We start from the raw sequence: 24910 nt of genomic DNA on the forward strand, positions 1-24910 counted from the left end.
TCATGGCCCCATCGGCTCATCGCGCACCGCGCGATCCGAACTCGCCCGTGGCGACGTTCTCCCATGCGCGCCTGGCGTTCGGTTCTAGGGTGTTGTGGGAGGACCTGAATCTGACGATCTCGCCGGGCGAGTTCGTCGCCGTCCTCGGCCCGAACGGATCGGGTAAGACGTCGTTCCTGCGGTGTCTGCTGGGTCAGTACGGACTCGACGCCGGACAACTCGAGGTGACCGACGCGATCGGCTACATCCCGCAACAGCATGCCGACGACTCCGACCCGATGGCGATGCGCGGCCGCGACCTGGTGGGTTTCGGTGTCGACGGCGCACGCTGGGGTATCGGACTGCGCGGCCGCGGCCGTCGACGGCAACTCGTCGACGCCGCGCTCGCCGAGGTCGGCGCCACCGCCTACGCCGACGCGCCGATGGGACTGCTGTCTGGTGGTGAACAGCAGCGGCTGCGGGTCGCCCAGAGCCTGACGTCGGACCCGGCACTGTTGCTGTGCGATGAGCCGCTGTCGAGCCTGGACCCCACCAACCAGCATCGGGTGGTCGAGCTCATCGACGAACGCCGACGCTCCGCGAACACCGCGATCGTGTTCGTCACCCACGAGATCAACCCGATCCTGCCCTACGTGGACCGGGTCCTGTACCTGGTGGGCGGCCGGTTCCGGATCGGCACCCCCGACGAGGTGATGACCACGGCGACGCTGTCGAATCTGTACGGCAGCGACGTCGAGGTGTTGCGGGTCAACGGTCGGCTGGTGGTGATCGGCGGTGAGGACGGCCATCACTGCGAGGAGCATGCCGATCCGCCCGTCTTCCCCGCGGCGGCCGTCGATCCGTCACCCGTCGTCAACGCAGAGCGAGACCCCCGGGCATGACCGTCGCACAACCATGGGCGGCCGCCGAGATCGAGTTCAGCAAGTTCTGGGACTTCAGCGCCACCGCAGATCTGCTGAGCCGCGACTTCGTCCAGCAGTCGCTGCTGGCCATTGCACTGCTGGGTCTGCTCGGCGGCATCCTCGGTCCGCTGATCGTCGCCCGACAGATGTCGTTCGCCGTCCACGGCGTCAGCGAGCTGTCGGTGACCGGCGCCGCGGCCGCACTGCTGCTGGGCATCAGCGTCAACGTCGGCGGGGTGATCGGTGCGGTCATCGCAGCCGGGGTCTTCGGCTTCCTCGGCAACCGTGCGCGCGAACGTGACTCGGTGATCGGCGTGGTGATGGCGTTCGGTCTGGGTCTCGCCGTGCTGTTCCTGGCGCTCTACGGCAGCGCGCGTACCGGTTTCGCCATGCTCACCGGCCAGGTGGTCAGTGTCGGCACCGGCGGACTGACGGCCATCGCGATCACCGCCGTCGTGGTGATCGTCGGGATGGCGATCATTTACCGTCCGTTGCTGTTCGCGTCCCTCGATCCGCGGCTGGCCGCCGCCGCCGGCGTGCCGATCCGCACACTGTCGGTGGTGTTCGCGGTGCTGATGGGTCTGGCGTGCGCGCAGGGCGTGCAGATCATCGGCGCGCTGCTGGTGATGTCGCTGATGATCACCCCGGCTGCCGCGGCGGCGCGTCTGACCGCCAACCCCACAACCGTGGTCATCGTGTCGGTGATCTTCGCCGAGGTCGCCGCGGTCGGCGGGCTCATCCTGTCGCTGGCGCCGGGACTACCGGTGTCGGTGTTCGTCACGACGATCTCGTTCGTCATCTATGTGGTGTGCCGCTGGGCGGGTCATCGGCGGCAGTTCGTCACCCGTTAGCTCCGCCCGCTGGCTTCCCGCCCGAACGCCATCGGCACGGCGGGGGTCCCGATTCGCGCTGACTGTGCCGGTGGCGTTGGGGGGTGGGCGGGGGGGTCACTCCTCGGCGAAGCCGGGGTTGCACCGGGTCGAGATCATCACGTCGTCGGTGACCACCGGTCGCTGCGGTTCGATGTTCCAGCTGGGTTTGTCCGGCTCCACGAGGCGCGCGAAATCCCAGTGACAGTCGAACTGTGCGCGCATACCCGGGGTGTCGGCTCCCGGGACCATCTGCAGTACCTCCGCCCAGGCGATGTCGTCGCCGGTGGGGTTCTCGGTGCGTCGCCCGGCCGGGGTGGGCACGATCTGCAGGCTCGGCCCGACCGCGGTGTCGACCCACGTCGCGTGGTCGACGTACGGCGGTGGGAGCACCGGGGTCGCGGTGACCGGCGTGCTCGTCACCGGCACAGTCGTCTGCGTCGTCGCGCTCGCGGTCGACGACGACGGCGGTGGTGCGTCGTCGGTTCCCGCGCAGCCACTCAACGTCGCACCGAGCAGTACGGCTGCAGTGAGCGCACCCGCACGACGAACCGCAGTTGCGAGATCGTCAGGACGCACCATACCCGGCAGGTTAGCGCCCACCCGACCCGAATCGGCAGTCACCCCGACCGCGGGTAGCCTGCGAAGGTGAGCCGCCCACGATCGATCGCGCTGTGGTGCATGCTCGTCGTCGCGGTGACCGGCCTCGCCGCCTGCTCCACGAGTGCCCGCCCTCCGCTGACGAGTCCCACCGTCATCGAGGGCTTCACCGAGCGCGTGACCGTCACCGACACCGGGCTGCGGCTCGACAACCAGGACTGGTGGCCGACCGGGTTCAACGCGTATCAGCTCGGCACCGACTGGTCGGTGAACGAGGGCTGCGGCGCCGAGGTGGATCTCGACGCGTATTTCGACAGATTGCCCGCCCGGGCGCTGACCCGGTTCAACCTGTTCTCGATGTTCGTCGTGGACAAGAACAGTGGGCTCATCGACTTCGGGCCGCTCGACGCCGTGTTCGACGCGGCGACCCGGCACGAGCAGATGGTGTTGCCGGTCCTCGCCGGCAGCACCGGCCAGTGTGAGGACGAGGCATTCAAGGAACGCGAGTGGTACGTCGACGGTTGGCAGTCGCAGAAGTCGCTGGGCGGCATGACGTTTGCCGACTGGGTCCGCACCGCGGTGACCCGGTGGAAGGGCCGGCCGACGATCGCCGGGTGGGAGCTCATCGGCGAGCCGGAGGCCAGTGTGTGCGGCGCACAGGGCTGCGACTGGCAGGTGCGCGAATGCCCGCCCGGCGGCGCCGCCGTCCTGCGATCGTTCTTCGACGACGCCGGCGCCCTGCTGCGGTCCATCGATCCCGATCGCCCGATCTTCTCCGGCTTCGTCGGCGGTGATCAGTGCGGGCTCGAGGGCTCCGACTACCGTGAGGTCGCCGGATCCGCGATGATCGACGTGCTCGACTTCCACGACTACGGTGGCAACCTCAGCGACTACGGCCCGTCCGGCAGCGACCTACCTACTCGCCTCGACCAGGCCCGCGAGATCGGGAAACCCATCGTGGTCAACGAGATCGGTGTCGAGGCCGGCTCGTGCCTCGACGCCACGACTCGGGCGCGGGGTCTGCGGATCAAGATCGACCAGCAACGCGACGCCGGTACCGCGGGCGCGCTGCTGTGGGCATACGTTCCCGATCCCCGCACCGGTGAGTGCACCTACGACATCGGACCGGACGACCCGGCGTGGCAGGTCGTGGCCGACACCGTCAGCTGACGCCGTTGCCCACCAGTTCACCGGACGTGGTGACCCGGTAGATCCGCCAATCAGGAAGGTCCGCACCGACGTTTCGGGCCTCCATCACCAGCACTCCCACCTGCGCACCGTTCTCGTAGAGCGTCGGGAAGCGAACATTGAGTGCGTCGGATTCCCCGCGCCCACTGCGGGGTACCGCCAACATGTACTGCACGCCGTGCCTGGCCGGGTCGTTGACGATCTCGGTGAAATCCTGATCCGACGGGATGACGAACTGCTTGGGCTTCTGCGATTGCGCAACGACGGCGAAGCCGTACACCGTGTCACAGAGCACGCTGCCGTCGGGCAGATTCAACCCGTCGAGGTACTGCGCAATCGACCGCTCGGTCCGGAACGAGCGAATCACCCGCTGCGCGTCGAGTGTCTGCTGATCGACCGCATCGGCACCGGCCCCGAGGGAATACACCGCGAACTCCTGCGGGGCGTAGGTCGGCGATCCCATGCCGACGGCCGTGGTCGGAATCGCCACTGCCATGGTGATGACGGCGCACACCCCCAGCGCCACATACCCGAACCCACGTCGCACGACGATATGTGGCCGACTCGCATGGATACCCGGCCGACGCGTCGGACTCGCACGACGGGCGGGGACGGCCAGCAGAGCGACGGCGACCGACAGCAGGACGGCGCTCAGATAGAAGCGCAGGAACGCAAACGTCGATCCCTGCGAATAGCTGTACACCTGGAACACCACCACGACGCCGATGACGGCCATCGGTACCAACAGTGGATAGAACCGCCTGCGCCGATAGCGCACGATGGCAACCACCGCCAACAGCAGCGGGAACAGCGGCGCGAGGATGAACAATTCGGTGGCCGAGAACACCAGCGCTTCCCGCGCGGTAGCCGATCCGCTGCCGCCGGATTGTTCGATGATGGCGGCGTTGCCGTAGGCCGAGGACAACTGAGCGAACAGGTCCCCGGTGATCAGCCAGCTGGTGAAGGCCCAGAGGACGAAGGCGACGAATGCCGGCAGCGCGACGAGCGCGACGTCGAGGATCACGCGCGTCACCCGATCGGTCCGGTCGCTTCGTCGGAAGGTCACCAGCGCCACCACAACCCCGGTACCCAGCGCTGCGGCCGCGCCGTCGTAGCGGGTGAGGTAGGCGAAACCCAACGCGATCCCGGTAGCGACGAGGTCATGGACGTCGTCGGTGTCGACCCAGCGGATGAGGCGACGACCCGCCCACGCCAGGAAGAACAGGTACGGCGCCTCACTCATCCCGTTCGCGGCGTACAGCACGATCATCGGGTTGAGTGCGTAGCAGGCGCTCGCTGTGATCGAGATCCATGGCGCCACACCGCGATCGCGGGCGATGCCGGCCACCTGCACCACGGAGCCGGCCATGAACACCGACGACATCACCGCCGCGGAGAGCGCCGAGGTCGTCATCGCGGGAAAGATCGGGGTCAACGCGGTCAGCGGCAACTGCACGATCGCGGTGAGCGGGGTGAAGATGAATCCGATCGCCGACAGGTGCGGATCGCGACTGAACAGCACACTCTGTGCCGACTGGACGCGGGAGAGCGAATCGCCGAAGTACCAGCGGATGTCCGTGGCCAGCCACACCGCGATCACCAGGTAGAACAACCACACCGCCAGAAACAAAGCGATCGTCTGCCGCCGCGGCGTCACGTCGCGGCCTCGCTCGTCGACTCCGCGCTCGTCTTCTCGTCTCCGCCGCCGGACAAGCCGTGGAAGGTCTTCTCCCAGTACGACGGATTGAACAGCATCTGCCACATACCCTTGATGGCGGCGATGCTCATCAGCACCCAGTACGCCGGCACCATCAACCCCGACCACACCAGCGCACTGCGACCGTCCTCGCGCAGGGCGACGAGGTTCATGTAGATGGCGGCGCCGTTGCCGAAGATCAGCGAGATGAGCGACAGGTAGTAGATCGGACCGGGAAACAGGTCGGCGAACACGGCGGGCTGTCCCGCCATCCAGATGACCATGATCAGCCAGAAGACCATGTTCATGCAGGCGATGACCGGGGTGCCGGCGATGAGGAGTGTGAACCGGTACCACGCCACCGGACCGAGGATGTGCCACAACGCGACGGGCCGACGCATGTGCACCAGCCACGTCTGCATGTAGCCCTTGTACCAACGCGACCGCTGCCGTACCCAGTTGATCGGGTCGACGTTGGCCTCCTCGAGCGTGATCGAGTCGAGAACCGCTGTGCGGTAATTGTTTCCGGAGATCCGCACCCCGAGGTCGGCATCTTCGGTCACGTTGAACGGGTCCCAGGCGCCGATGTCGTCGAGGATGTCGCGGCGGAAGTGGTTCGACGTGCCGCCCAAGGGGATCGGCGCGCGACTGACCATCAGGCCGGGCAGCAGGTAGCCGAACCAGATGCCGTAGTCGGCGGTGAACCATTCGGTGAGGATGTTGTCGCGGGGATTGTGGAAGTTGAGCGCGCACTGCACACACACCACGCGGTCGTCCTCCTGCCGGAAGGCGGCGACCGCGCGACGCAGTTGCAGCGGGTCGGGCAGATCCTCGGCATCGAAGATGGTGACAATGTCGCCGGTGGCGAAGTGCAGTCCGTAGTTGCAGGCCTTCGGCTTGGTGCGCGGGTCCGCAGGCGGCACGAGCACCACGGTCACCAGGTCGTTGTCGCCGACGTCCCGGGCGGCGGTGATCGTCGGTTCGTCATCGGCCTCGAGCAGTAGCAGCACCTGCAGCTTCTCGCGGGGATACGCCAACGATTCCATGGCCGCGATGAGATCTCCGACGACCTCGGGTTCGCCGTAGGCGGGCACCAGTACGGTGTACGGCGGCAGCTCGTCGTCCGGGATCGCCCGGGCCTGCTCGTCGGTGATCCGGATCGCGCCGTTGACCAGCCCGCGACGGAAGATGATCAACCGGTCGATCAGCGCCAGGATGTAGACGACGGTCGCGACCGAGATCAGGCCGGCGGCGGTGGGCACCGGGAACACGACGAGCAGTGCCGCCACGATGATGACCACGACTATTCCGATGATCTTCTGCCCCCGGCTGAACGGCAGCGACGCCGACATCTGGGCGTCGGTGTCACGCAACCGCTCCACCGCGTCGTAGAGCGCCGCCTCCCGGTAGTCGGCGTCGTCGAGCAGCTCGGCGACACCACGGCCGGCGCGCGGCGTCACGGCTCCCTCCCCTCGATCGCCTCGAGCTGTGCGTTGATCAGATCGGTCGCGCAGTCGATCAGCAGGTTCATGTCCTTGAACTGTGGTTCGAGGTCGGTGACCACCGAGTTGCCGCGGAACAGCACAGTGATGAAGGTGTTGAGATTGCGGACGACGGTGGGTTGCGGCGACGGAAACTGCGCGTCGGGTTCATGGTTGTCGACCGAGATGAGAGTGACCCGCTGTGTGGTGGTGCCGTTGTTCCATTCCCAGGTCAGCCGGTTGAACGTGAGGTAGCTGGTGTCATCGACGACGGTCTGCAGATAGCCGGTCACCCTGCCCGGCAGCGGTATCTCCAGCGACTCGCTGAAGCGGTCACCGACCAGGTCGTATACGAAGTAGACGGGATACACCTCGAATGTGATCGGCCGAGGGCTCTCGATGGTATTGGCGACGATCTTGCGTGGGCGAGCGAACTTGTCGTACTCGAGGCTGCCCTGCGCCTGATAGATGTCCTGATCGGTCATCACCGCGGTGCGACCGTACATCCGGGTGACCCAGTCGTACTGACGGACCTGCCCGGCGACCCAGCCGGACGGAACGAGCAACGGCGGTCGGGTGTCGAGGCCGTCGACGCGGGTGTTCACGGTGGCACCGAAGGTGGGGATCGGAATCAACGCCATCGCTACCCCCGCCAATGCGATCACATAAGCGGGCCGGCCCACCTTCGTCACCGCCGGCGGATACTTGTCGCGGCCCAGCGGACTCCACGCGACGTGCGTGACGCGACGTCGGTCGACATACAACACCGCACACGCAGTGAGTGCGGCGACAACCGCGGGGATCGTCTGGTACACCCACAGGCGCGCGTCGGGGGTCAGGGTGCGCACCACGAGCAGACCGAGCGTTCCGGCCACGGCGGCGATCGAGGCGCCGACGAGTCCGCGCATCGGTGTCCGTGCCGATGCGACACCGGTCGCGGCCGCACCGAAGGCCACCATGACGATGCCCGACGACATCGGACCGCCGTGCAGAACCAGCACCTCCACCCGATAGGGCACGGGAAAGATCATCAACAGCAGCAACCACACCCAGCGGTAGCGGGCCACCGGACGCAGCCCGAAGACCAGACAGCAACTGCCGAGCACAAACATCCACAGCGCAAGCAGGTCGACGTGGCTCACCAGGTAGGCGGCGGTGTAGCGCAGGTTGAGAAACTTGATGGTCACGGAGGTGAACAGCAGCACGACGCCGACGATCACATCGGTCTGACGATCGTGGATCGGGCGTTCCACGCCACGCCGCCACGAGACCCCGGTGGCCGCGATGATCACCAGAACCAACACGGCCGGAAGATATGTGATGATCGTCTGCGCGCCCATCTCGATGACGATGGCACGCAACGTGTTCCAGAACGCCACCGCTGTCGCGAGCAAGACCAGCACCCAGCGCAGGATCAACACCCAGGTGATCTCCTGCGAGATGCGCTCGCGCAGCCCCGGTCCGGACGCTCCCGGTGCCGGAACCGGCGCGGTCGTCGTGGTCACGACGACTCCGGCCGCCCGCGCCGCCGCCGGATGACGATCGTCCCGAAGATCACTGCGCCGGCGAGTACGAGCGCACCGAGCAGCGCCACCGCGATGATCCACGAGCCGATGCGATCGGGCTCCTCGGCGCCCTGATTGACCTCGTCGGCCGACAGCGCCACCGGCTCCTGCCCGCTGACCTGCACGATGGCGTCACCGTCGAGCGATGCCCACCGGGCGTTGTCGGCGGTCAACCAGTCCAGCAGTGCGTCGAGGTCGCGTGCGTCGTCGGTCGAGGTCGCCACCACCAGGGTGCGCCCGTCCTGGCGGGTCACCTCCAGCGCGCCGAACTCGATGCCGGGAGTGAGGGTGACCGTCGACGCCTGCGCGGAACTGCCCGTGGACGTGACGGTCAGCGTCCGGCCGTCGGCCTGTAGCGGCAGCGTCAGATCGGGTAGTCCGGCGCCGTCGGCGGAGATCAGGATGGCGGGCTGCCCCGACGTCGAGGCGGTGTCCATCGACACCACGTCGATTCCGAGCGGCACCGCCGACAGCGCCTGCAGGCCGGTGACGATGGATACGGCCCGCGCGACGTCGGCAGAATCGCCGGTGGTCCACGCCAACTGGGTCCGCGGCATCAGCGCCTGCGGCAGCGAACCGAAGCCCGCGGGCTGCGGCGGATCGGCCTGCTCAGAGGTGATCTCGCCGGCCGACGACAAGCTCAACGTGTTGCGGTAGCCGCTGCCGCAGGTCTCGCCGAGGTTGCCGCGTTCGAGGGTCAGCGACACCTCGGTATAGCGGCGCAGCACGTCGTCGGGGATGTCGACCCAGGTGTTGAAGGTGCCGGAGTCGTCGGTCGGGATGGTGGTGATGACCCGGTCCCCCACCCGCACCGCGATGGCGCCGTCGGAGCTGGAGGAGCCGGAGGGCCCGGGGCTGTAGGAACCGATGAGCTGCACGCGGACCCCGGTGGCAGACCAACCCAGACGCGTCTGGTCGATGCCGAAGGTCAGCCGCGGCCAGGCCGCCGAGGTGATCGACTGGTCGGGTACGCCGAGGTTGCTCAGTGTCTGCACCGACTGCGGCAGCTGCGGCGCGTTGTGCAGGGCGCCGGCCACCGCCGAGGAACTCAACGCGATGGGGGCCAGGTTGGAGGTCAGGAACTGGGTCTGGGTGAGCAGGTCCTCGTCGGAACCACCGATCACCAGATACGAGGAACCGCGCGAGGTTTCGATGGTCAGACCGGGGTCGGCGTCACCGTTGACGACGATCTGCCGCTCGAGCGGGCCGGCGACCGTCGGCGGCACCATCGAACCGCGCGGCAACGCGACCGTCTCGATGGGTACCGGTGCGGGTGCATACTGCGACACCACGGCGGTGGCGAGATTGACTGCTGCCGCACCTTCGGCCTCGCCGACGTCGTCGGGCACGTAGATGGTGAGTCCGCGCAGGGTCGGCGGGAGGAATTCGGCGACCGTCTGCGGGATCGCCTCGCGGCCGGTGTAGACCACGGAGGTGTTGGTCATCCGCAGCGCATTGTCGGGATCGAATTGGCAGAACCCGTCGACGCGCAGATAGGCACGCAACGTGAGGTTTACGGCGTTCTGATCGACGCGGACCCCGCGCAGCGGCAGTTCGATCGACGCGTTGACCCCGGTGGGGAGCGGCGTGCGGGAGATCAGCCGCTCGCCCTGCAGCACGTCGATGCTGCCACCGGTCACGAAGGCGGGCACCTGGGTGTCGGCGCGCAGCACCGACGGCGTGAGATCGGGGGCGACCGGCAGGCTCAGGCTGACCTCGCCCTGCTGACCGGGGAACGTGACCGTGGTGGATGCGCCCAGATCGCGCAGGCTCATGGCCGGCGGCGGGTCTCCGGGCGCGGCGGATGCCGACCCTGCCACACCACTGACCGCCACGATCAACCCGATCACGACCGACACCACCGAGACCATGTGCACGCGACGGCCAAACCCCTGGCGAACGTACATCGAACCCTCCCGCGCACACGACGACCCCCGACCCTCGCGCACTCTCAACAGCAACCGGTCCAGTGAACTCCACCTGGAAAGGTATCCGAATCCGCGGTCACCGGCCGGACAACGACACGGCCGGGTCGATTCCGCACATCGCCCGGCGGCCAGACGGTGTCGGCTCCTGTTGCGCATTCGAGTCGCAACCGTTTCCCATCGGCCCCGCGGATTCTGAAACGATGACGTGGTGTCGAGCGTGACCATCGGTGAGCGGGTCGACGGCGGCGTCTACATCGACGTCGGCGGACGGCGGATCTGGCATTTCTGTGGCGGCGATCCGTCCGGCCCGCCGGTCGTGCTGCTCCACGGCGCGTTCGGGTCGGCGTCCTCCTGGGGTACGCAGTTCGCCGATTTCGCGCACGCGGGTATGTCCCTCTTCGCGCCGGAACGCAGCGGTCACGGACACTCACCGGACCATGCCGGGCCGTTCACCCTCGATGACATGGTCACCGAGACCATCGCCTACCTCGAGGGCGTGGTGGGCACCCCGGCGCATCTGGTCGGCTGGAGCGACGGCGCCGTGATCGCCCTGCTCATCGCGCAGCGTCGTCCGGATCTGGTGAACAGACTGGTGGCGACGTCGACCTACGTCAATCAGGCCGGGCAGGACGCGGCCGAGTTCCTGGACCTGATCCGCAACCGCCATCCCGCGACGGTGGAGTTCCTGCGGGACGGCTACGTCGCGGTGACCCCGGACGGCCCGGAGCACTTCGGCGTCGTCTACGACAAGACCCTGGCCATGCTGGAACGCGAACCCGACCTCGACCTGGCGGTGCTGGCCGGTGTCACCGCGCCCACGCTGGTGGTGGCACCCGACCATGGCGTGGCCCGCCTCGACCATGTGCTCGAGATGGTCCGCGCACTGCCCAACGGCCGGCTGGCCGTGCTGCCGGGCACCCACATCCTGCCGGTCGAGGCGCCGGAGCTGTTCAACCCGCTGGTGATCTCGTACCTGGCGGCCGAGCCGCCCGCCCACTGGGTGCCCTACCGCTGAGCCACTCAGGCCGGGACGTGCACCTTGCGCCAGGCGAGGCGGCGCGCACCGTCAGGATCGGCTTCCACCCGATCGGGATTGTCGATGATGAGGACCTTGCGGGAGGCCGGATCGTAGGCGGGCCAGCCCAACCCGGGCACCCCGGCCGTCGCGAACGCACCCCAGCGGGCTTGCACCGACCGGATGATCCGGGCCGTCGAGCGCCAGTCCCCCACCGCGAAGCCCGCGCCGATCGCCGACCGGAAGGCGCCGAACACCGCGAACAGTTCCATCGCATGGGTGGCGCCCATGCCGGTGGCCGCAAGCACCCGGCTCTGGAAGTCGTAGCGGTACACGTATGTGGGCGCCACTGCGGCGTGCCCCTCCGCGAACGCCAGCATCGGCGCCCAGAACACCGAATCCGCAGCCAACCGGATGAGGTCGCGATCCCCGCCGTCGTAGAGCGCGGCGATCTCCTCGCGTGCCTGGTCGTCGCCGACTTTCACCAGAGCCTTCTCGGCGTCGGGCAGCACATCCCACAGCTTCCGGAACAGCAGGCCTTCATCGCGGTTGCTCCCGATGATCAGCGGCACCGGATGGGTCGTGCCGGACGCGGCCGCCTCCAACGGGAGTTCGGTCAGATAGTCACCGTCGACCACCGGGCCGAACGGGATCGGATGGTGCAACCCGGCCACCTGCGCGAACTTCATCAGTCGGTCCCCGGCCCGCAGGATGTCGCGCGCCGAGGCCCGCGACAACAAGGCCTGTACCTCGTCCGGGGCGATCGGGTCGACGTCATCGTCGACCGTGGTGGCACGCCGGGTGGGGTCACGCAGAATCCGCAGGAACTCGTCGGCGTAGATGCGGGCGGAGTCGGCGTCGAGGGCCAGGTCGGGCGCGGGGCTCTGCGAGATCGCCCGCGCGAACAGCCCCTTCGCGGCCGGCGCGCACATCAGCGACAACACCGCGGACGCTCCGGCGCTCTCGCCGAAGATCGTCACATTGTCGGGGTCACCGCCGAAGGCCGCGATGTTGCGCTGCACCCACTGCAGGGCCGCGACCTGGTCTTTGAGGCCGAGATTCGAGTCGAACCGCCGCTCGTCGGTGCTGTACGCATTGAGATCGAGGTAGCCGAACGGCCCGAACCGGTACTGCACGGTCACCACGATCACGTCCTCGGCACGCGCGAGCAGCGAACCCTCGTAGAGCGGGGTGGCCGCCGTACCGAGGATGTAGGCGCCGCCGTGGATGAAGACCATCACCGGGCGTGGTCGCTCCGACGGCAGGTCGGGGGCGAACACGTTCAGGGTCAGACAGTCCTCGCCCATCGGCTGATACCGGCCGGGACCGACCGCGGTGTACATCTTCTCCTGGATCGCCGCCTTGCCGAAGCGGGTGCAGTCGCGCACCCCCGGCCACGGATGCACCGGCTGCGGGTCCCGGAATCGCAGGCCGGCCACCGGCGGCGCGGCGAAGGGGATGCCCTTCCAGCTGATGGTGCCGTGCCGTGTGCGCTTGCCCCGAGCCCCCTCGACGATGCCATCGGCGGTGGTAACCCTGCTATCGATCGCTGTCATAGACCCCAAGATAGTGCAGGCGCTCCCGCGTCATCGTGACCCCCGTCACTCCGCGCTTGCCCGCCACCCGCCGACAGAACCCGAAATCGCGCCGACAGAACCCGGAATCTCGCCGACAGAACCCTCAGCGCGCCGCCAAGCCGATACCCGCAGCGGCCAATGCACTACGGACCGCCCGGGCATGCTCGACGGCTCCCGGGGTGTCGCCGTGCAGACACACCGACTCGGCCTCCATGCGCATCACCGTTCCGTCGACGGCCCGGATCTCGTGGCGTTCGACCATCGCCACCACCCGCCGTGCGATCTCCTCGGTGTCCGTCAGCACCGCACCCCGCTCCGATCGGGGCACCAATGTGCCGTCCGGCCGGTAGCCGCGATCGGCGAAGGCCTCCGCGATGACCCGGATACCTCTGCGCTCCGCACGACGCAAGGAGAGCGATCCGGGCAGCCCCATCAGCGGCAACTCGGTACCGAGTTCGACGATCGCATCGATCACCGCATCGGCCTGGCGTTCGTGGGCGACGATCGAGTTGTACAACGCGCCATGCGGTTTCACGTACTCGACGTCGGCACCGACAGATCGTGCGATCGCCTGCAGTGCACCGATCTGATAGATGATGTCGGCGGTCAGCCGTGTCGGTTCGATGTCCATGAACCGCCGGCCGAACCCTTCGCGGTCGGGATAGGAGACCTGGGCGCCGATGCGCACGCCGGCCGCGACGGCCGCGCGGCACGTCGCGAGCAGTTCGTGCGGATCGCCGGCGTGGAAACCACAGGCGACGTTCGCGCTGGTCACCACGCCGATCATCGCCTCGTCGTCGCCGACACCCTCACCGAGGTCGGCGTTCAGGTCGACGATGATCTCGGACCGCGTCATGAGTTCAGTCTAGTGACGACCTGAACCACTGACGCCAGGCGGCAACCGGCTTGTGTCGGCCAGATCAGGGGTTCCACCGTCAAAACCGGGTTCTCTCGGCGAGATTTGGGGTTCTGTCGGCGAGATTCGGGGTTCTGTCGGCGAGATTCGGGGTTCTGTCGGCGAGAGTCGGGGTTCTGTCGGCGCGGTCAGGCCTGACGACGCTGGCGGGCGAATTCGGCGAGCACCACACCGGCCGCCACCGAGGCGTTCAGGCTCTCGACGTCGCCGGCCATCGGGATGGACAGGATCGAGTCGCAGTTCTCCCGCACCAACCGCGACAACCCCTTACCCTCGGAGCCGACCACGATGACCGTGGGTCCGGTGCCGTCGTAGTCGTCAAGGGTCACATCGCCCTCGGTGTCCAGCCCGACGAGCTGCGCACCAGTCGCCGCCCAATCCTTCAGTGTGCGAGTCAGATTGGGCGCCTGCGCAACCGGCAGCCGTGCGGCCGCACCCGCGCTGGTGCGCCACGCGACGGCGGTGACACTGGCGCTGCGGCGCTGCGGGATCACCACGCCGTGCCCGCCGAACGCGGCCACCGACCGGATCACCGCACCCAGGTTGCGGGGGTCGGTGATGTTGTCCAGCGCCACCAGCAACGGCGGGGTGCCGCTGTCGATCGCGTCGCGCATCAGGTCATTCGGGTGGGCGTAGCTGTATTCGGGCACCTGCAGCGCGATCCCCTGATGCATCCCGTTCGACGACATCCGGTCGAGTTCGGGTTTGCCGACCTCCAGGATGGTGACCGCGTTGTCGCCGGCGATCTTGACCGCCTCCGCCACGCGATCATCTGGATCGGAATTGGTCGCCAGATACAGTGCGGTCGCCGGGACACCGGCCCGCAGACATTCCAGGACGGGGTTGCGGCCCAACACATACTCGGGCCCATCGTCCTTGCGGTTGGCACGGGGACGTCCGGTGGTGGATTTCGATGCGGCCTTGGCCCGTTTGTGCGCGGGGTGATACGGGCGGTCGACGGCCTTCGGTGTGGCGCCGCGGCCCTCGAGTCCGCGCCGACGTTGCCCGCCGGAGCCGACGGTCTGCCCCTTCTTGGTGCCTGACTTGCGAACGGCACCTTTGCGTTTCGAGTTTCCGGCCATCTCAGGAGGTTCCCTTCAGCGACCATTGCGCCCCGTCCGGCGTGTCGGTGACCTCGATGCCGGCCTCGGCCAGCCGGTCCCGGACCGCGTCGGCGGTGGCCCAGTCCTTGTCGGCGCGCGCCTGTGCACGCCGCTGCAGTTCGGCTCGCACCAGCACATCGAGGGCCGTGGTGGCCGCGGATTCGTCGGCCTGCTCGTCGATCCAGTGCGGGTCGAGCGGATCGACACCGAGGATACCCATCATGGCCCGCACCGACGTCGCGGCCGCCAAGGCACCTGCGCCGTCGCCCGATTCGAGTGCGGTGTTGCCCTGGCGCACCACGTTGTGGACGGTGGCCAGCGCCGCCGGAACACCGAGATCATCGTCGAGCGCGGCACCGAACTCGTCCGGCACATCGCCGAGTTCGACAGTTCCGATACGCGAGGACACCCGGTTGATGAACGACTCGACCCGCCGATAGCCGGCGGCGGCCTCGGTCAGCGCCCCCTCGGAGTACTCCAGCATCGAACGGTAGTGGGCGCTGCCCAGGTAGTAGCGGAGTTCGACGGCCCGCACGCGCTCGAGCATCGCGGGAATCGCCACCACGTTGCCCAGCGACTTGCTCATCTTCTCGCCGCCCATGGTGACCCACCCGTTGTGCAGCCAGTAGCGTGCGAACGGGTCGCCCGCGCCGTGCGCCTGCGCGATCTCGTTCTCGTGGTGCGGAAAGATGAGATCCATTCCACCGCAGTGGATGTCGAATTCGGCGCCGAGCAGCGAAGTCGCCATCGCCGAGCATTCGAGATGCCATCCCGGCCGGCCGCGCCCCCACGGGGTGGGCCACGACGGCTCGTCGGGTTTGGCGGCCTTCCACAGAGTGAAATCGCGCGGGTCGCGTTTGCCGGTGCCCGCACTCTCGCCCTGATGCACGTCGTCGAGCCGGTGGCCGGACAGCGCGCCGTAATCGGGCAGGCTCTGCACGTCGAAGTACACGTTGCCGTCGGCGGCGTAGGCGTGCCCACGTTCGACGAGCCGCTCCATGTACTCGACCATCTGCGTGACGAAGCCGGTCGCGCGCGGCTCACCGGAGGGCGGCAGCACGCCGAGTGCGTCGTAGGCGGAGTCGAAGGCCCGCTCGTGAGTGGCCGCCCACTCCCACCACGGCCGCCCGGCATCGTCGGCCTTGCGCAGGATCTTGTCGTCGATGTCGGTGACGTTTCGGACGAACAGGACATCGAGGCCCTGGTGTTCGAGCCAGCGGCGGAGTACGTCGAACGCGATGCCGCTGCGCACGTGCCCGATGTGCGGAATGCCCTGGACGGTGGCGCCACACAGGTACACCGAGGCGTGGCCGGGGCGCAGCGGCACGAAGTCGCGCACCTCTCGGGTTGCGGTGTCATATAGGCGCAAGGTCACGACGTGCGAGTCTACCTGGTCAGATTCCCCGTTCGGGCTGCCCCGGCATCGGGTCAGTCCAGCAACGCGGTCGCGACCGCCGCCACACCTTCCCCGCGGCCGGTCATCCCCAGCCCGTCGGTGGTGGTCGCCGACACCGACACCGGCGCACCGAGCGCCGCACCAAGCACGCGCTGCGCCTCGTCACGGCGCGGACCGATCTTGGGTCGGTTGCCGATCACCTGGACCGCCGCGTTCACCACGCCGAGCCCCTCGGCGGCGATCAGGGTCCGCACGTGCTGGAGCATCGCGACCCCGGACACGCCGGCCCATTCGGGTCGCCCGGTGCCGAACACCGATCCGACGTCACCGAGGCCGGCCGCCGAGAGCACCGCGTCGCAGAGTGCGTGGGCGCCGACGTCACCGTCGGAATGTCCGGCGCATCCGGGCTCGTCGGGGAAATGCAGGCCGACCATCCAGCACGGCGAGTCGGCGTCGACCTGGTGGGCGTCGGTTCCGATGCCGACTCTCATGGGGTTCTCCGATGCTGGGGCGGGGGGTCTCGATACGGTTCCTCGCTACGCGCGTCACCTACTCGACCAGCAGAAAGATACGGTTCCTCGCTACGCTCGTCACCTACTCGACCAGCAGAAAGATACGGCTCCTCGCCCACTCGACCAGCGGAAGATGCGCCCTCCGCGACGACGTCGCGCGCGATCCGCAGATCCCACGGTGTGGTGATCTTCAATGCCAGGGGGTCACCCGCCACGATGTACACGGGGATGCCGCAGCGTTCGGCGAGGCCGGCGTCGTCGGTGGCCAGCCCGGAATCGTCGGCGTGGGCACGCTGCAGCGCCTCGCGGGTGAAGCCCTGCGGGGTCTGCACGGCGCGCAGCAGATCGCGATCCACGGTCGCGACGACGCGTTCGGCACCGTCGACCGGATGCGGGTCGATCTGTTTGAGGGTGTCGGCGACGGGCAGTCCGGGCACCACCGCCGGATGACCCGCACGCACGGCTGCGACGACCCGGTCGAACACCCCGGGCGGGGTGAGGGGACGTGCGGCGTCGTGGACGAGCACGATGTCGGCCGCACCGGCCGCCGCCAGACCGGCCCGGACGGAGTCGGAGCGGTGCGCACCACCGGCGACCACGATCGCCTCGGGCACGAGTTGCTGCGCGGTGTCGATCAGCTCTGTCGGTACCACCACGACGACGGTGTCGGCGATGTGCGCGGCGAGAACGCCCGCGACGCAGACCTCGAGAATCGTCCGGTCACCGAGGGAGACGAACGCCTTGGGCACCGACTCACCGAGGCGGGTACCCGACCCGGCGGCCGGGATGACGACGGCGACACGCAAGTGTGGTTCATCCGCCTCGTTTTCATTCCTCCCCCGCCGATAACGGGGGGAGGAAGGAAAAGCGGGGGGACGAACCGCGTCGGCCGAGAAGTCAGCCACCTACGCGACTCAGGACGCCGCGGCCAGGACCTCGTCGAGGATGCTCGTGGCCTTCGCGTCGTCGGTGTTCTGCGCGAGCGACAGCTCATCGACCAGCACACGACGGGCGCGGGTCAGCATGCGCTTCTCACCGGCCGACAGTCCACGGTCCTGCTCACGGCGCCACAGGTCACGCACGATCTCGGCGACCTTGATGATGTCGCCGGAGATGAGCTTCTCCTGATTCGCCTTGAAGCGGCGGGCCCAGTTGGTGGGCTCCTCCGTATGCGGGGCGCGAAGCACCTGGAAAACCTGGTCGAGACCCTCTTCACCGACCACATCGCGCACACCGACGTATTCGAGCTTCGTCGAGGGGATCTGGACGGTCATGTCACCATCGGCGACTTTGAGAACAAGGTATTCGATCTGTTCACCCTTGATGGTCCGAGTCACGATGTCTTCGACTCGAGCAGCACCGTGATGGGGGTAGACAACGGTGTCGCCAACTTTGAAGTTCAATGTTCCATGCCCCTTTCGAGTACAGCCAGTCTAGCACGGGCGTCCGAGAGGGCACACCCAACGGTGCAGGTCAACGCCCTGAACAGGCACCCGCGCAGCCCTCGGGAGAGCCTACGGACCTGCACAAACCACGCCGTGATCGGCCCCACGAACCCTTCCTCGGACCCTGTGCACAACCGGGTACGTCGCTGCTCGGGCAGACCAATCCGGCACCCGATCGGACTTTTCTCCCCGGCGCCCACTACGCTGCGTAGTGCAGGGTTCGCGCCGGGTGGCGTGTCGGCCTTCTTTGAACCTGGGAGGAACGGGTGTCAGTGCTTCGGAAAACCGCTCGACGTTCGGCTGCGCACACTCAGAGTGAGCGAACTGTCGCTGGACGCACACTCGGTGCGCGAGCGGTGAAGGCCACCGCGGTCGCCGCATTCGGCATCGCCCTGGCGCTGGGCACCACCGCCTGCGGCGCCGGCCAGATCTCGCAGACCAACAGCATGGAGCCGGCCGTCAACGGCAACACGGCAACGCTGGGCTCGCTGCAACTGCGCGACGTACAGATCATCTATCCGACGGAGAAGGCCGACGAGGTGTTCGGCAACGGCGGGCCCTTCGAGGTCGCATTCGTCATCAGCAACATCGATACGCTGGAGAACGATCGCCTCGTCGGCATCGACGCGCCGAAGGGCGGCTCGGTGACCATCACCGGCGGCGATCAGTCGATCCCGGCAGGTCAGGCGCTGCGCGCCGGCAAGCCGGTGGGACTGCTCGAACCCGAGGGCGTCGAGGCCACCGATGAGGAAGAACGCCTGTCGGTCACCCTCGACGGCGCCGGCGACAGCGTCGCCCCGGGCCTCACCACACCGCTCACGTTCCGTTTCGAGAAGTCCGGCGAGATCACCGTCGACACCCCGGTCGATGCCGGCACCTACATGGTGCGCCAGGACAAGATCCGACAGGCCGAGCCACCCGCCGATCAGCACGTCGGCGAAGAGCACTGAGCCGAGCGCCGTACTCACAGACCTCACCTGTCGTCGCAGACCCCTTCCACGCGGAGGGTCCCCGGCGACAGGTGAGGTTTTTTGTGCGCCGGGTCGATGACACCGGTTCGTCACGACTGCGCCGTCGGACGACGCGACTAGGGTGAGCGCGTGGCAAAAGCGAGGTCGACGTTCCGGTGCAGCGCCTGCGGACACACGGTCGCCAAGTGGGTCGGCCGGTGCCCGGACTGCGGGGCGTGGGGCACCGTCGACGAGGTCGCGTCGATGCCCACACGTGCCACCGGCGGCGGTGGGGTGGCGCCGACGAGTCCGGCGCGCCCGCTCACCGAGATCGACGCCCATTCCTCGGCCGCCATCGCCACCGGGATCGGGGAACTCGACCGGGTATTGGGCCGCGGAGTGGTGCCCGGCTCGGTGATCCTGCTGGCCGGCGAACCCGGCGTCGGCAAATCCACCCTGTTGCTCGAGAGCGTCAAACACTGGGCGCGCGGCGGCCGTACCGCGCTGTATCTGACCGGCGAGGAATCCGCGGGACAGGTGCGCATGCGCGCCGAACGCACCGACGCCGTCCACGAGAACGTTTTCCTCGCGGCCGAAACCGACCTCGCGACGATCCTGGGTCACGTCGACGCGGTCAATCCGTCACTGGTGATCGTGGACTCGGTGCAGACCGTCGTGGCCACCGGCACCGACGGCGTCACCGGCGGGGTCACCCAGATCCGGGCGGTCACCACCGCACTGGTGTCGATGGCCAAGAACCGCGGCGTCGCGGTGATCCTGGTCGGGCACGTCACCAAGGACGGGGCGGTGGCGGGGCCGCGGTCGCTCGAGCATCTCGTCGACGTCGTGTTGTCGTTCGAGGGCGATCGCCATTCGACGCTGCGGATGGTGCGCGGCATCAAGAACCGTTTCGGCGCCGCCGACGAAGTGGGGTGCTTCGAACAACGCGACGACGGCATGCACGAGGTCCCCGATCCGTCCGGCATCTTCCGCCACGAGCGAGACGTGGACGTCAGCGGCTCCACGGCGATGGTGACGATGGACGGCAAGCGGGCACTCGTCGGCGAGATCCAGGCGCTGACCAACAAATCGACGATGGCCATGCCGAGGCGGGCGGTCTCCGGTGTGGACTCGGCGCGGGTGGCGATGCTGATCGCGGTCCTACAGAGCCGTCTCGGCGTGAAGTTGGACGATCAAGAGGTCTATGTGTCGACGGTCGGCGGCATGCGGGTCACCGAGCCGGCCACCGATCTCGCGATCGCGTTGGCCATCGGTTCCGCCGTCAAGAATCAACCGATCCCGCACAACACCGTGGCGATCGGCGAGGTGGGCCTGGCCGGTGAGGTGCGCCGGGTGTCGGCGGTCGCACGTCGGGTGGCCGAGGCGAAACGGCTCGGCTTCGCACACGCGATCATCCCGGCCGGCACCGACGAGAAACTGCCGTCGGGCATCCGGATCACCCGGGTGGACAACCTCGCGCAGGCAGTCGCGGCCAAGAGCCGCGACGTGGTCGACGCCCCGTTCTGAGCGCTTCGCGCCTCAGGGGCGCGACATCCGCGCCTTGTACTCGTCGGCCATCGCGCTGTTCGACAGATGATCGGCGAAGTGTTCTCGGGCGTTGATGGTGACGAGGATGGCGTGTGCGGTCGCGACAGGTTGGTCCGGATCGCCGAGATGTGCGACAGCTTCGGCGTAGACCTTGCGGCGCTGGCGACCCAACAGCGTCGCGGTGAAGTGCAGTCGCGACCCGATCGGGATCGGCCGTTGGTAGTCCACCTCGAGATGCGCCGTCACCGCCGCTGGCCCGATCAGCAGCGGCACCATGCCCATCACGTCGTCGAATGCGGTGGACAGCACACCGCCGTGGATGACGCCGGGGCCACCCTCGAAGCGTGCCGGGACATCCATGGCCGCGGTCACCTCGAAGTCCTCGCCGGCGAACATCTGCAGGCGCAATCCCTCGACCGACTCCTGGCCGCACCCGTAGCACATCGGATTGTGCGCCCGCATCCGCTCACCGGCCTTCGCCGCCTTCGGATGGCGTTGGACGGGATCAAGGTCGGTAGGCACCACAAAACTGCTCTTCACGTCCCGATACCCTAGTCGCAGCGCACCTGCATGCGGTGGGCGCACCCACCCGAGCCGTAGGAAGGCCGACATGGCGGAGACCGCGACATCCGAGCTCACCCGGGAGACCCTGGCGCGGGTCGCACCCGGCACCGGATTGCGCGATGGCCTCGAGCGCATCCTGCGCGGCGGCACCGGCGCGCTCATCGTCATCGGCCATGACTCCGACGTGGAACGGATCTGCGACGGCGGGTTCCATCTCGACGTGGAGTTCGCACCGACCCGCTTGCGTGAGCTCGCCAAGATGGACGGGGCGGTGGTGTTGTCCACCGACGGCAAACGCATCGTCCGGGCCAACGTCCAGTTGGTGCCCGACCCGTCGATCCCGACCGAGGAATCCGGCACCCGGCACCGCGCCGCCGAACGCACCTCGGTGCAGACCGGTCATCCGGTGATCTCGGTGAGTGCATCGATGTCGATCGTCAGCGTCTACGTGGGCGGCGTGCGCCGGGTCGTCGAGAGTCCCGACCCCATCCTGTCCCGCGCGAACGTCGCGTTGGCGACGCTAGAGCGCTACAAGACCCGGCTCGACGAGGTGATCGCACAGCTGTCCCGCGCCGAGATCGAGGACTACGTATTGTTGCGCGACGCGATGTCCACCGCGCAGCGGATGGAGATGGTGCGCCGGGTGTCGGTCGAGATCGAGGAGTACGTACTCGAACTCGGCGTCAACGGCCGCCAGGTGAGCCTGCAGCTCGAGGAACTGATCAGCGACAACGACACCATGCGCGAACTCCTGGTGCGCGACTACTTCGCCAGCCCCGAGCCGGCGAGCACCGAGGAGGTGCGGCAGACCCTGGAGACCGTCGAGCAACTCTCCGACGCCGACCTGCTCGATCTGACGCTCCTGGCCGGCGCATTCGGATATCCGACGACGATCGACGCGCAGGACACTGCGATGAGCCCGCGCGGCTATCGACTGCTCGCGCGGATCTCGCGTCTGCAGTTCGCCCACGTCGACCGGCTGGTGCGCAGTTTCGGCACACTGCAGGCGCTGCTCGCGACGAGTGCCGCCGACCTGCAGGCGGTCGAGGGTATCGGCGGCATCTGGGCACGCCACATCCGCGAGGGACTCTCCCGTCTCGCCGAGAGCAGCATCGAACGGTACGAGTAGTCGCGGCCGAGAGGTCTTCAACTTCTGGCCGCAGGCCCGGGTTCCGGCTTGGAGCAGGAACTGCGGCCGGAACCTGCAGCTGCGGCCGGAACGGTGTGCTCACCCAACCGGGGCGGCGCGGTGCGGTAGGTGGCGGGGGTGGCCGACAGGCGGATCGGGTTGGCGACGGTGCGGAGGGGCATGGCTCGGCGCGGATCCGCGATCTCGACGACGGGTGACAGACCCAGACGGTCGGCCAGAGCGAGAGCGTCGGCGATGTCGTTGAGCGGGCCGCACGGCACGCGTCGTTTCGTGAGTCGTTCGAACCAACGGTCGGCGGTGTCGGCGGCGAGCGCGCCGTTGAGGATCTCCCCCAGTTCCGCACGATGCGCCACCCGCGCCTGGTTCAACGAGAACCGTTCGTCGGCAGCAAGTTCCGGCCGGCCCAGCGCATCGACGAGGGCAGCGAACTGTCGGTCGTTGCCGACCGCGAGCACCAGCGGCCGATCCGCCGTACCGAACACCTCATAGGGCGCGATGCTGGGATGCCGGTTGCCCATCGCGTGCGGCACCACGCCCGCGGTCACATACGCCGAGGTCTGATTCACCAGCGCGGACAGCAACGACGACAGCAGGTTGACCTCGACCCGCTGCCCCTCACCGGTGCGATCCCGATGCCGCAGCGCAGACAGAATGCCAACGGCCGCATGCAGTCCGGTGATCACGTCGACCATCGCGACACCGACCTTGGTGGGTGTGTCCGGGTCGGGGCCGGTGATGCTCATCAGGCCGCCGACGGCCTGGATGAGCAGGTCGTAGCCGGGAAGCTGATTGCCACCGCCGAAGCCGGTGACCGAGCAGTAGACGATGTCGGGGTTGATCTCACGCACCGCGTCGTAGCCGAGGCCGAGGCGATCCATGGTGCCGGGCAGGAAGTTCTCCACCACCACATCGGCACGCGCCACCAGTCGGCGGGCGGCGTCGAGTCCGTCATCGTCGGTGAGATCCAGTGCGACGGACTGCTTGTTGCGGTTCGCCGACAGGAAGTACGACGACTCGACATCATCACCGGAGCCCACCCAGGGTGGCCCCCAGGCGCGGGTGTCGTCGCCCACACCGGGCCGCTCGACCTTGATCACCTCGGCACCGAGATCGGCGAGCAGCATCGTCGCATACGGCCCGGCCAGCACCCGACCGAAATCGGCGATGACCAGACCGTCGAGCGCGGCGCTCACCGGAATGCGCCCTCCCCGGTCAGTGCCTTGCCGATGGTGAGTTGATGCACCTCGGAGGTGCCCTCGTAGGTGAGCACCGACTCCAGATTGTTGGCGTGCCGGATGACCGGGTACTCAAGGGTTATGCCGTTGGCGCCCAAGATGGTTCGGCATTCGCGAGCGATGGCGATGGCCTCGCGGACATTGTTGAGTTTGCCCAGGCTGACACGCTCGGGGGTGATCTCGCCGCGGTCCTTGAGCCGCCCGAGATGGTAGGCCAGCAGATGCCCCTTGCCCACCTCGAGCGCCATGTCGGCGATCTTCGCCTGCGTCAGTTGATATCCCGCCAGCGGCTTGTCGAACACATGACGCGACTGTGCGTAGTCGATGGCCGTCTCCAGGCAGTCGCGCGCGGCGCCGACCGCACCGAAGATGATCCCGAACCGCGCCTCGCCCAGCGAGGTCAGCGGTCCGCGGAGCCCTTCGGCCTTCGGCAGCATCGCCGAGGCCGGTAGCCGCACGTCCTCGAGCACCAGCTCCGAGGTGACCGATGCGCGCAGCGAGAGCTTTTTGGTGATCTCGGGCGCGGAGAAGCCCGGAGTGTCGGTCGGGACGACGAATCCGCGTATGCCGCGCGGACTGTCGTCGAGGTCGGTCTGCGCCCACACCACCGCGACGTCGGCGATGGACCCGTTGGTGATCCACATCTTGGTGCCGTTGAGCACCCAGTCGTGGCCGTCGCGCTTGGCGTTGGTGCGCATGCCGGCCGGGTTGGAGCCGAAGTCGGGTTCGGTCAGCCCGAAGCACCCGATCGCGTCGCCGGCGGCCATCCGCGGCAGCCATTCCTGCTTCTGTTCCTCGCTCCCCCAGTGATGGATCGAGAACATCGCGAGCGAACCCTGCACCGACACCAGGCTGCGGATGCCCGAGTCGACGGCCTCGAGTTCGAGGCACGCCAGTCCGTAGGCGGTGGCGCTCATACCCGGGCAGCCGTAACCGTCGAGATGCATACCCAACGCGCCGAGCGCGCCCAGTTCCTTCGCCAGATCGCGCGCCGGCAGGTGCGCTTCCTCGAACCAGTCCGCGATGTGCGGGCGGAGTCGTTCGTCGCCGAATTTTCGGACGGTGTCGCGGATGGCGATCTCCTCCGGTTCGAGCAGCGAATCCAGCGCGAACAGCTGGCCGAGGGTCTGGGGTCGGGACATGAGATCTACCTCCGGTGGCAGCGTCGGCAACAGTCTTCACATTACTGCGGGCTCACGTGGCGAAAGAACGTTCTCGCTAACGTTTGCGAGAACGTTTGCATCGCCTAGGGTAGAGTCACACTCGCGGT

Annotated in this window: 21 protein-coding genes and 1 pseudogene; 7 read left to right on the forward strand and 15 right to left on the reverse strand. The window is 67.9% G+C overall.

The window, feature by feature from the left end:
- Positions 1-2 precede the first annotated feature (2 nt).
- Both NWF22_RS06050 and NWF22_RS06055 read left to right on the forward strand, forming a co-directional pair.
- Positions 3-881: a metal ABC transporter ATP-binding protein gene (locus NWF22_RS06050; protein WP_160900161.1), complete on the forward strand. Its 879-nt coding sequence runs from the start codon at positions 3-5 to the stop codon at positions 879-881.
- A complete protein-coding gene (locus NWF22_RS06055) occupies positions 878-1753 on the forward strand; it encodes a metal ABC transporter permease (RefSeq protein ID WP_160900160.1) in 876 nt (291 codons plus the stop codon). Before NWF22_RS06050 ends, NWF22_RS06055 begins: the two co-directional genes overlap by 4 nt.
- Positions 1754-1849: 96 nt before the next feature.
- On the opposite strand, the gene NWF22_RS06060 is transcribed toward NWF22_RS06055, so the two are convergent.
- A complete protein-coding gene (locus tag NWF22_RS06060; RefSeq protein WP_160900159.1) occupies positions 1850-2353 on the reverse strand; it encodes a DUF2599 domain-containing protein in 504 nt (167 codons plus the stop codon).
- 99 nt (positions 2354-2452) lie between these two features.
- Between NWF22_RS06060 and NWF22_RS06065 the strand changes: the two genes are divergently transcribed.
- Positions 2453-3541 carry a glycoside hydrolase 5 family protein gene (locus NWF22_RS06065; RefSeq protein ID WP_160901335.1) on the forward strand — a complete coding sequence of 363 codons (1089 nt, stop codon included), beginning with the start codon at positions 2453-2455 and terminating at the stop codon, positions 3539-3541.
- Here the strand turns inward: NWF22_RS06065 and NWF22_RS06070 are convergent.
- Genes NWF22_RS06070 through NWF22_RS06085 form a run of 4 tightly spaced genes read right to left on the reverse strand, consistent with a single transcriptional unit; the run spans position 3534 to position 10208 of the window.
- Positions 3534-5216 carry an ArnT family glycosyltransferase gene (locus NWF22_RS06070; protein ID WP_160900158.1) on the reverse strand — a complete coding sequence of 561 codons (1683 nt, stop codon included), beginning with the start codon at positions 5214-5216 and terminating at the stop codon, positions 3534-3536. The two genes, NWF22_RS06065 and NWF22_RS06070, sit on opposite strands and share 8 nt — an antisense overlap.
- The gene (locus NWF22_RS06075) at positions 5213-6715 is read right to left on the reverse strand and encodes a glycosyltransferase (RefSeq protein WP_258321340.1); all 1503 of its coding nucleotides are present in this window, start codon (positions 6713-6715) and stop codon (positions 5213-5215) included. The genes NWF22_RS06070 and NWF22_RS06075 overlap by 4 nt, the downstream gene beginning before the upstream one ends.
- Positions 6712-8241: a hypothetical protein gene (locus NWF22_RS06080; protein ID WP_160900157.1), complete on the reverse strand. Its 1530-nt coding sequence runs from the start codon at positions 8239-8241 to the stop codon at positions 6712-6714. Before NWF22_RS06080 ends, NWF22_RS06075 begins: the two co-directional genes overlap by 4 nt.
- Positions 8238-10208 (reverse strand): hypothetical protein, encoded by a 1971-nt coding sequence (locus NWF22_RS06085; RefSeq protein ID WP_160900156.1) that lies wholly within the window; start codon positions 10206-10208, stop codon positions 8238-8240. Before NWF22_RS06085 ends, NWF22_RS06080 begins: the two co-directional genes overlap by 4 nt.
- Positions 10209-10437: 229 nt before the next feature.
- On the opposite strand from NWF22_RS06085, the gene NWF22_RS06090 reads away from it, so the two are divergent.
- Entirely contained in the window at positions 10438-11244 is an 807-nt protein-coding gene (locus tag NWF22_RS06090; RefSeq protein ID WP_160900155.1) for an alpha/beta fold hydrolase, read from the forward strand.
- 5 nt (positions 11245-11249) lie between these two features.
- Here the strand turns inward: NWF22_RS06090 and NWF22_RS06095 are convergent, their stop codons facing one another.
- The 7 genes and pseudogenes from NWF22_RS06095 to NWF22_RS06125 all read right to left on the reverse strand — a co-directional run bounded on the left by NWF22_RS06095 (position 11250) and on the right by NWF22_RS06125 (position 18151).
- The gene (locus NWF22_RS06095) at positions 11250-12800 is read right to left on the reverse strand and encodes a carboxylesterase/lipase family protein (RefSeq protein ID WP_160900154.1); all 1551 of its coding nucleotides are present in this window, start codon (positions 12798-12800) and stop codon (positions 11250-11252) included.
- A gap of 124 nt (positions 12801-12924) precedes the next feature.
- Positions 12925-13677: a 5-oxoprolinase subunit PxpA gene (locus NWF22_RS06100; protein WP_160900153.1), complete on the reverse strand. Its 753-nt coding sequence runs from the start codon at positions 13675-13677 to the stop codon at positions 12925-12927.
- A gap of 188 nt (positions 13678-13865) precedes the next feature.
- Positions 13866-14819, reverse strand: a complete 954-nt coding sequence (rlmB, locus tag NWF22_RS06105) for a 23S rRNA (guanosine(2251)-2'-O)-methyltransferase RlmB (protein ID WP_160900152.1) — start codon at positions 14817-14819, stop codon at positions 13866-13868.
- Between the two features lies 1 nt (position 14820).
- The gene (cysS, locus tag NWF22_RS06110) at positions 14821-16215 is read right to left on the reverse strand and encodes a cysteine--tRNA ligase (protein ID WP_160900151.1); all 1395 of its coding nucleotides are present in this window, start codon (positions 16213-16215) and stop codon (positions 14821-14823) included.
- Positions 16216-16268: 53 nt separating this feature from the next.
- Positions 16269-16727, reverse strand: a complete 459-nt coding sequence (ispF, locus tag NWF22_RS06115; protein ID WP_160900150.1) for a 2-C-methyl-D-erythritol 2,4-cyclodiphosphate synthase — start codon at positions 16725-16727, stop codon at positions 16269-16271.
- A gap of 152 nt (positions 16728-16879) precedes the next feature.
- A pseudogene (ispD, locus tag NWF22_RS06120) lies at positions 16880-17554 on the reverse strand (2-C-methyl-D-erythritol 4-phosphate cytidylyltransferase); the annotation flags it as partial.
- 108 nt (positions 17555-17662) lie between these two features.
- Entirely contained in the window at positions 17663-18151 is a 489-nt protein-coding gene (locus NWF22_RS06125; RefSeq protein WP_160900148.1) for a CarD family transcriptional regulator, read from the reverse strand.
- Between the two features lie 398 nt (positions 18152-18549).
- Between NWF22_RS06125 and NWF22_RS06130 the strand changes: the two genes are divergently transcribed.
- A complete protein-coding gene (locus NWF22_RS06130) occupies positions 18550-19143 on the forward strand; it encodes a copper chaperone PCu(A)C domain-containing protein (protein ID WP_160900147.1) in 594 nt (197 codons plus the stop codon).
- A gap of 150 nt (positions 19144-19293) precedes the next feature.
- Positions 19294-20670, forward strand: a complete 1377-nt coding sequence (gene radA / locus NWF22_RS06135) for a DNA repair protein RadA (RefSeq protein ID WP_160900146.1) — start codon at positions 19294-19296, stop codon at positions 20668-20670.
- Between the two features lie 12 nt (positions 20671-20682).
- On the opposite strand, the gene NWF22_RS06140 is transcribed toward radA, so the two are convergent.
- Positions 20683-21213, reverse strand: a complete 531-nt coding sequence (locus NWF22_RS06140) for a PaaI family thioesterase (protein ID WP_258321341.1) — start codon at positions 21211-21213, stop codon at positions 20683-20685.
- Positions 21214-21301: 88 nt separating this feature from the next.
- Here NWF22_RS06140 and disA point away from each other — a divergent pair, with 88 nt between their 5' ends.
- Positions 21302-22384, forward strand: coding sequence for a DNA integrity scanning diadenylate cyclase DisA (gene disA, locus NWF22_RS06145; protein WP_160900144.1), 1083 nt, complete (start codon positions 21302-21304; stop codon positions 22382-22384).
- Between the two features lie 17 nt (positions 22385-22401).
- Here the strand turns inward: disA and NWF22_RS06150 are convergent, their stop codons facing one another.
- Both NWF22_RS06150 and NWF22_RS06155 read right to left on the reverse strand, forming a co-directional pair.
- Positions 22402-23598, reverse strand: coding sequence for a CaiB/BaiF CoA transferase family protein (locus NWF22_RS06150; protein ID WP_160900143.1), 1197 nt, complete (start codon positions 23596-23598; stop codon positions 22402-22404).
- Positions 23595-24782 (reverse strand): acyl-CoA dehydrogenase family protein, encoded by a 1188-nt coding sequence (locus NWF22_RS06155; protein ID WP_160900142.1) that lies wholly within the window; start codon positions 24780-24782, stop codon positions 23595-23597. Before NWF22_RS06155 ends, NWF22_RS06150 begins: the two co-directional genes overlap by 4 nt.
- Between the last annotated feature and the right edge of the window lie 128 nt (positions 24783-24910).

The organism is Gordonia mangrovi (assembly GCF_024734075.1).
GTDB lineage: Bacteria > Actinomycetota > Actinomycetes > Mycobacteriales > Mycobacteriaceae > Gordonia > Gordonia mangrovi.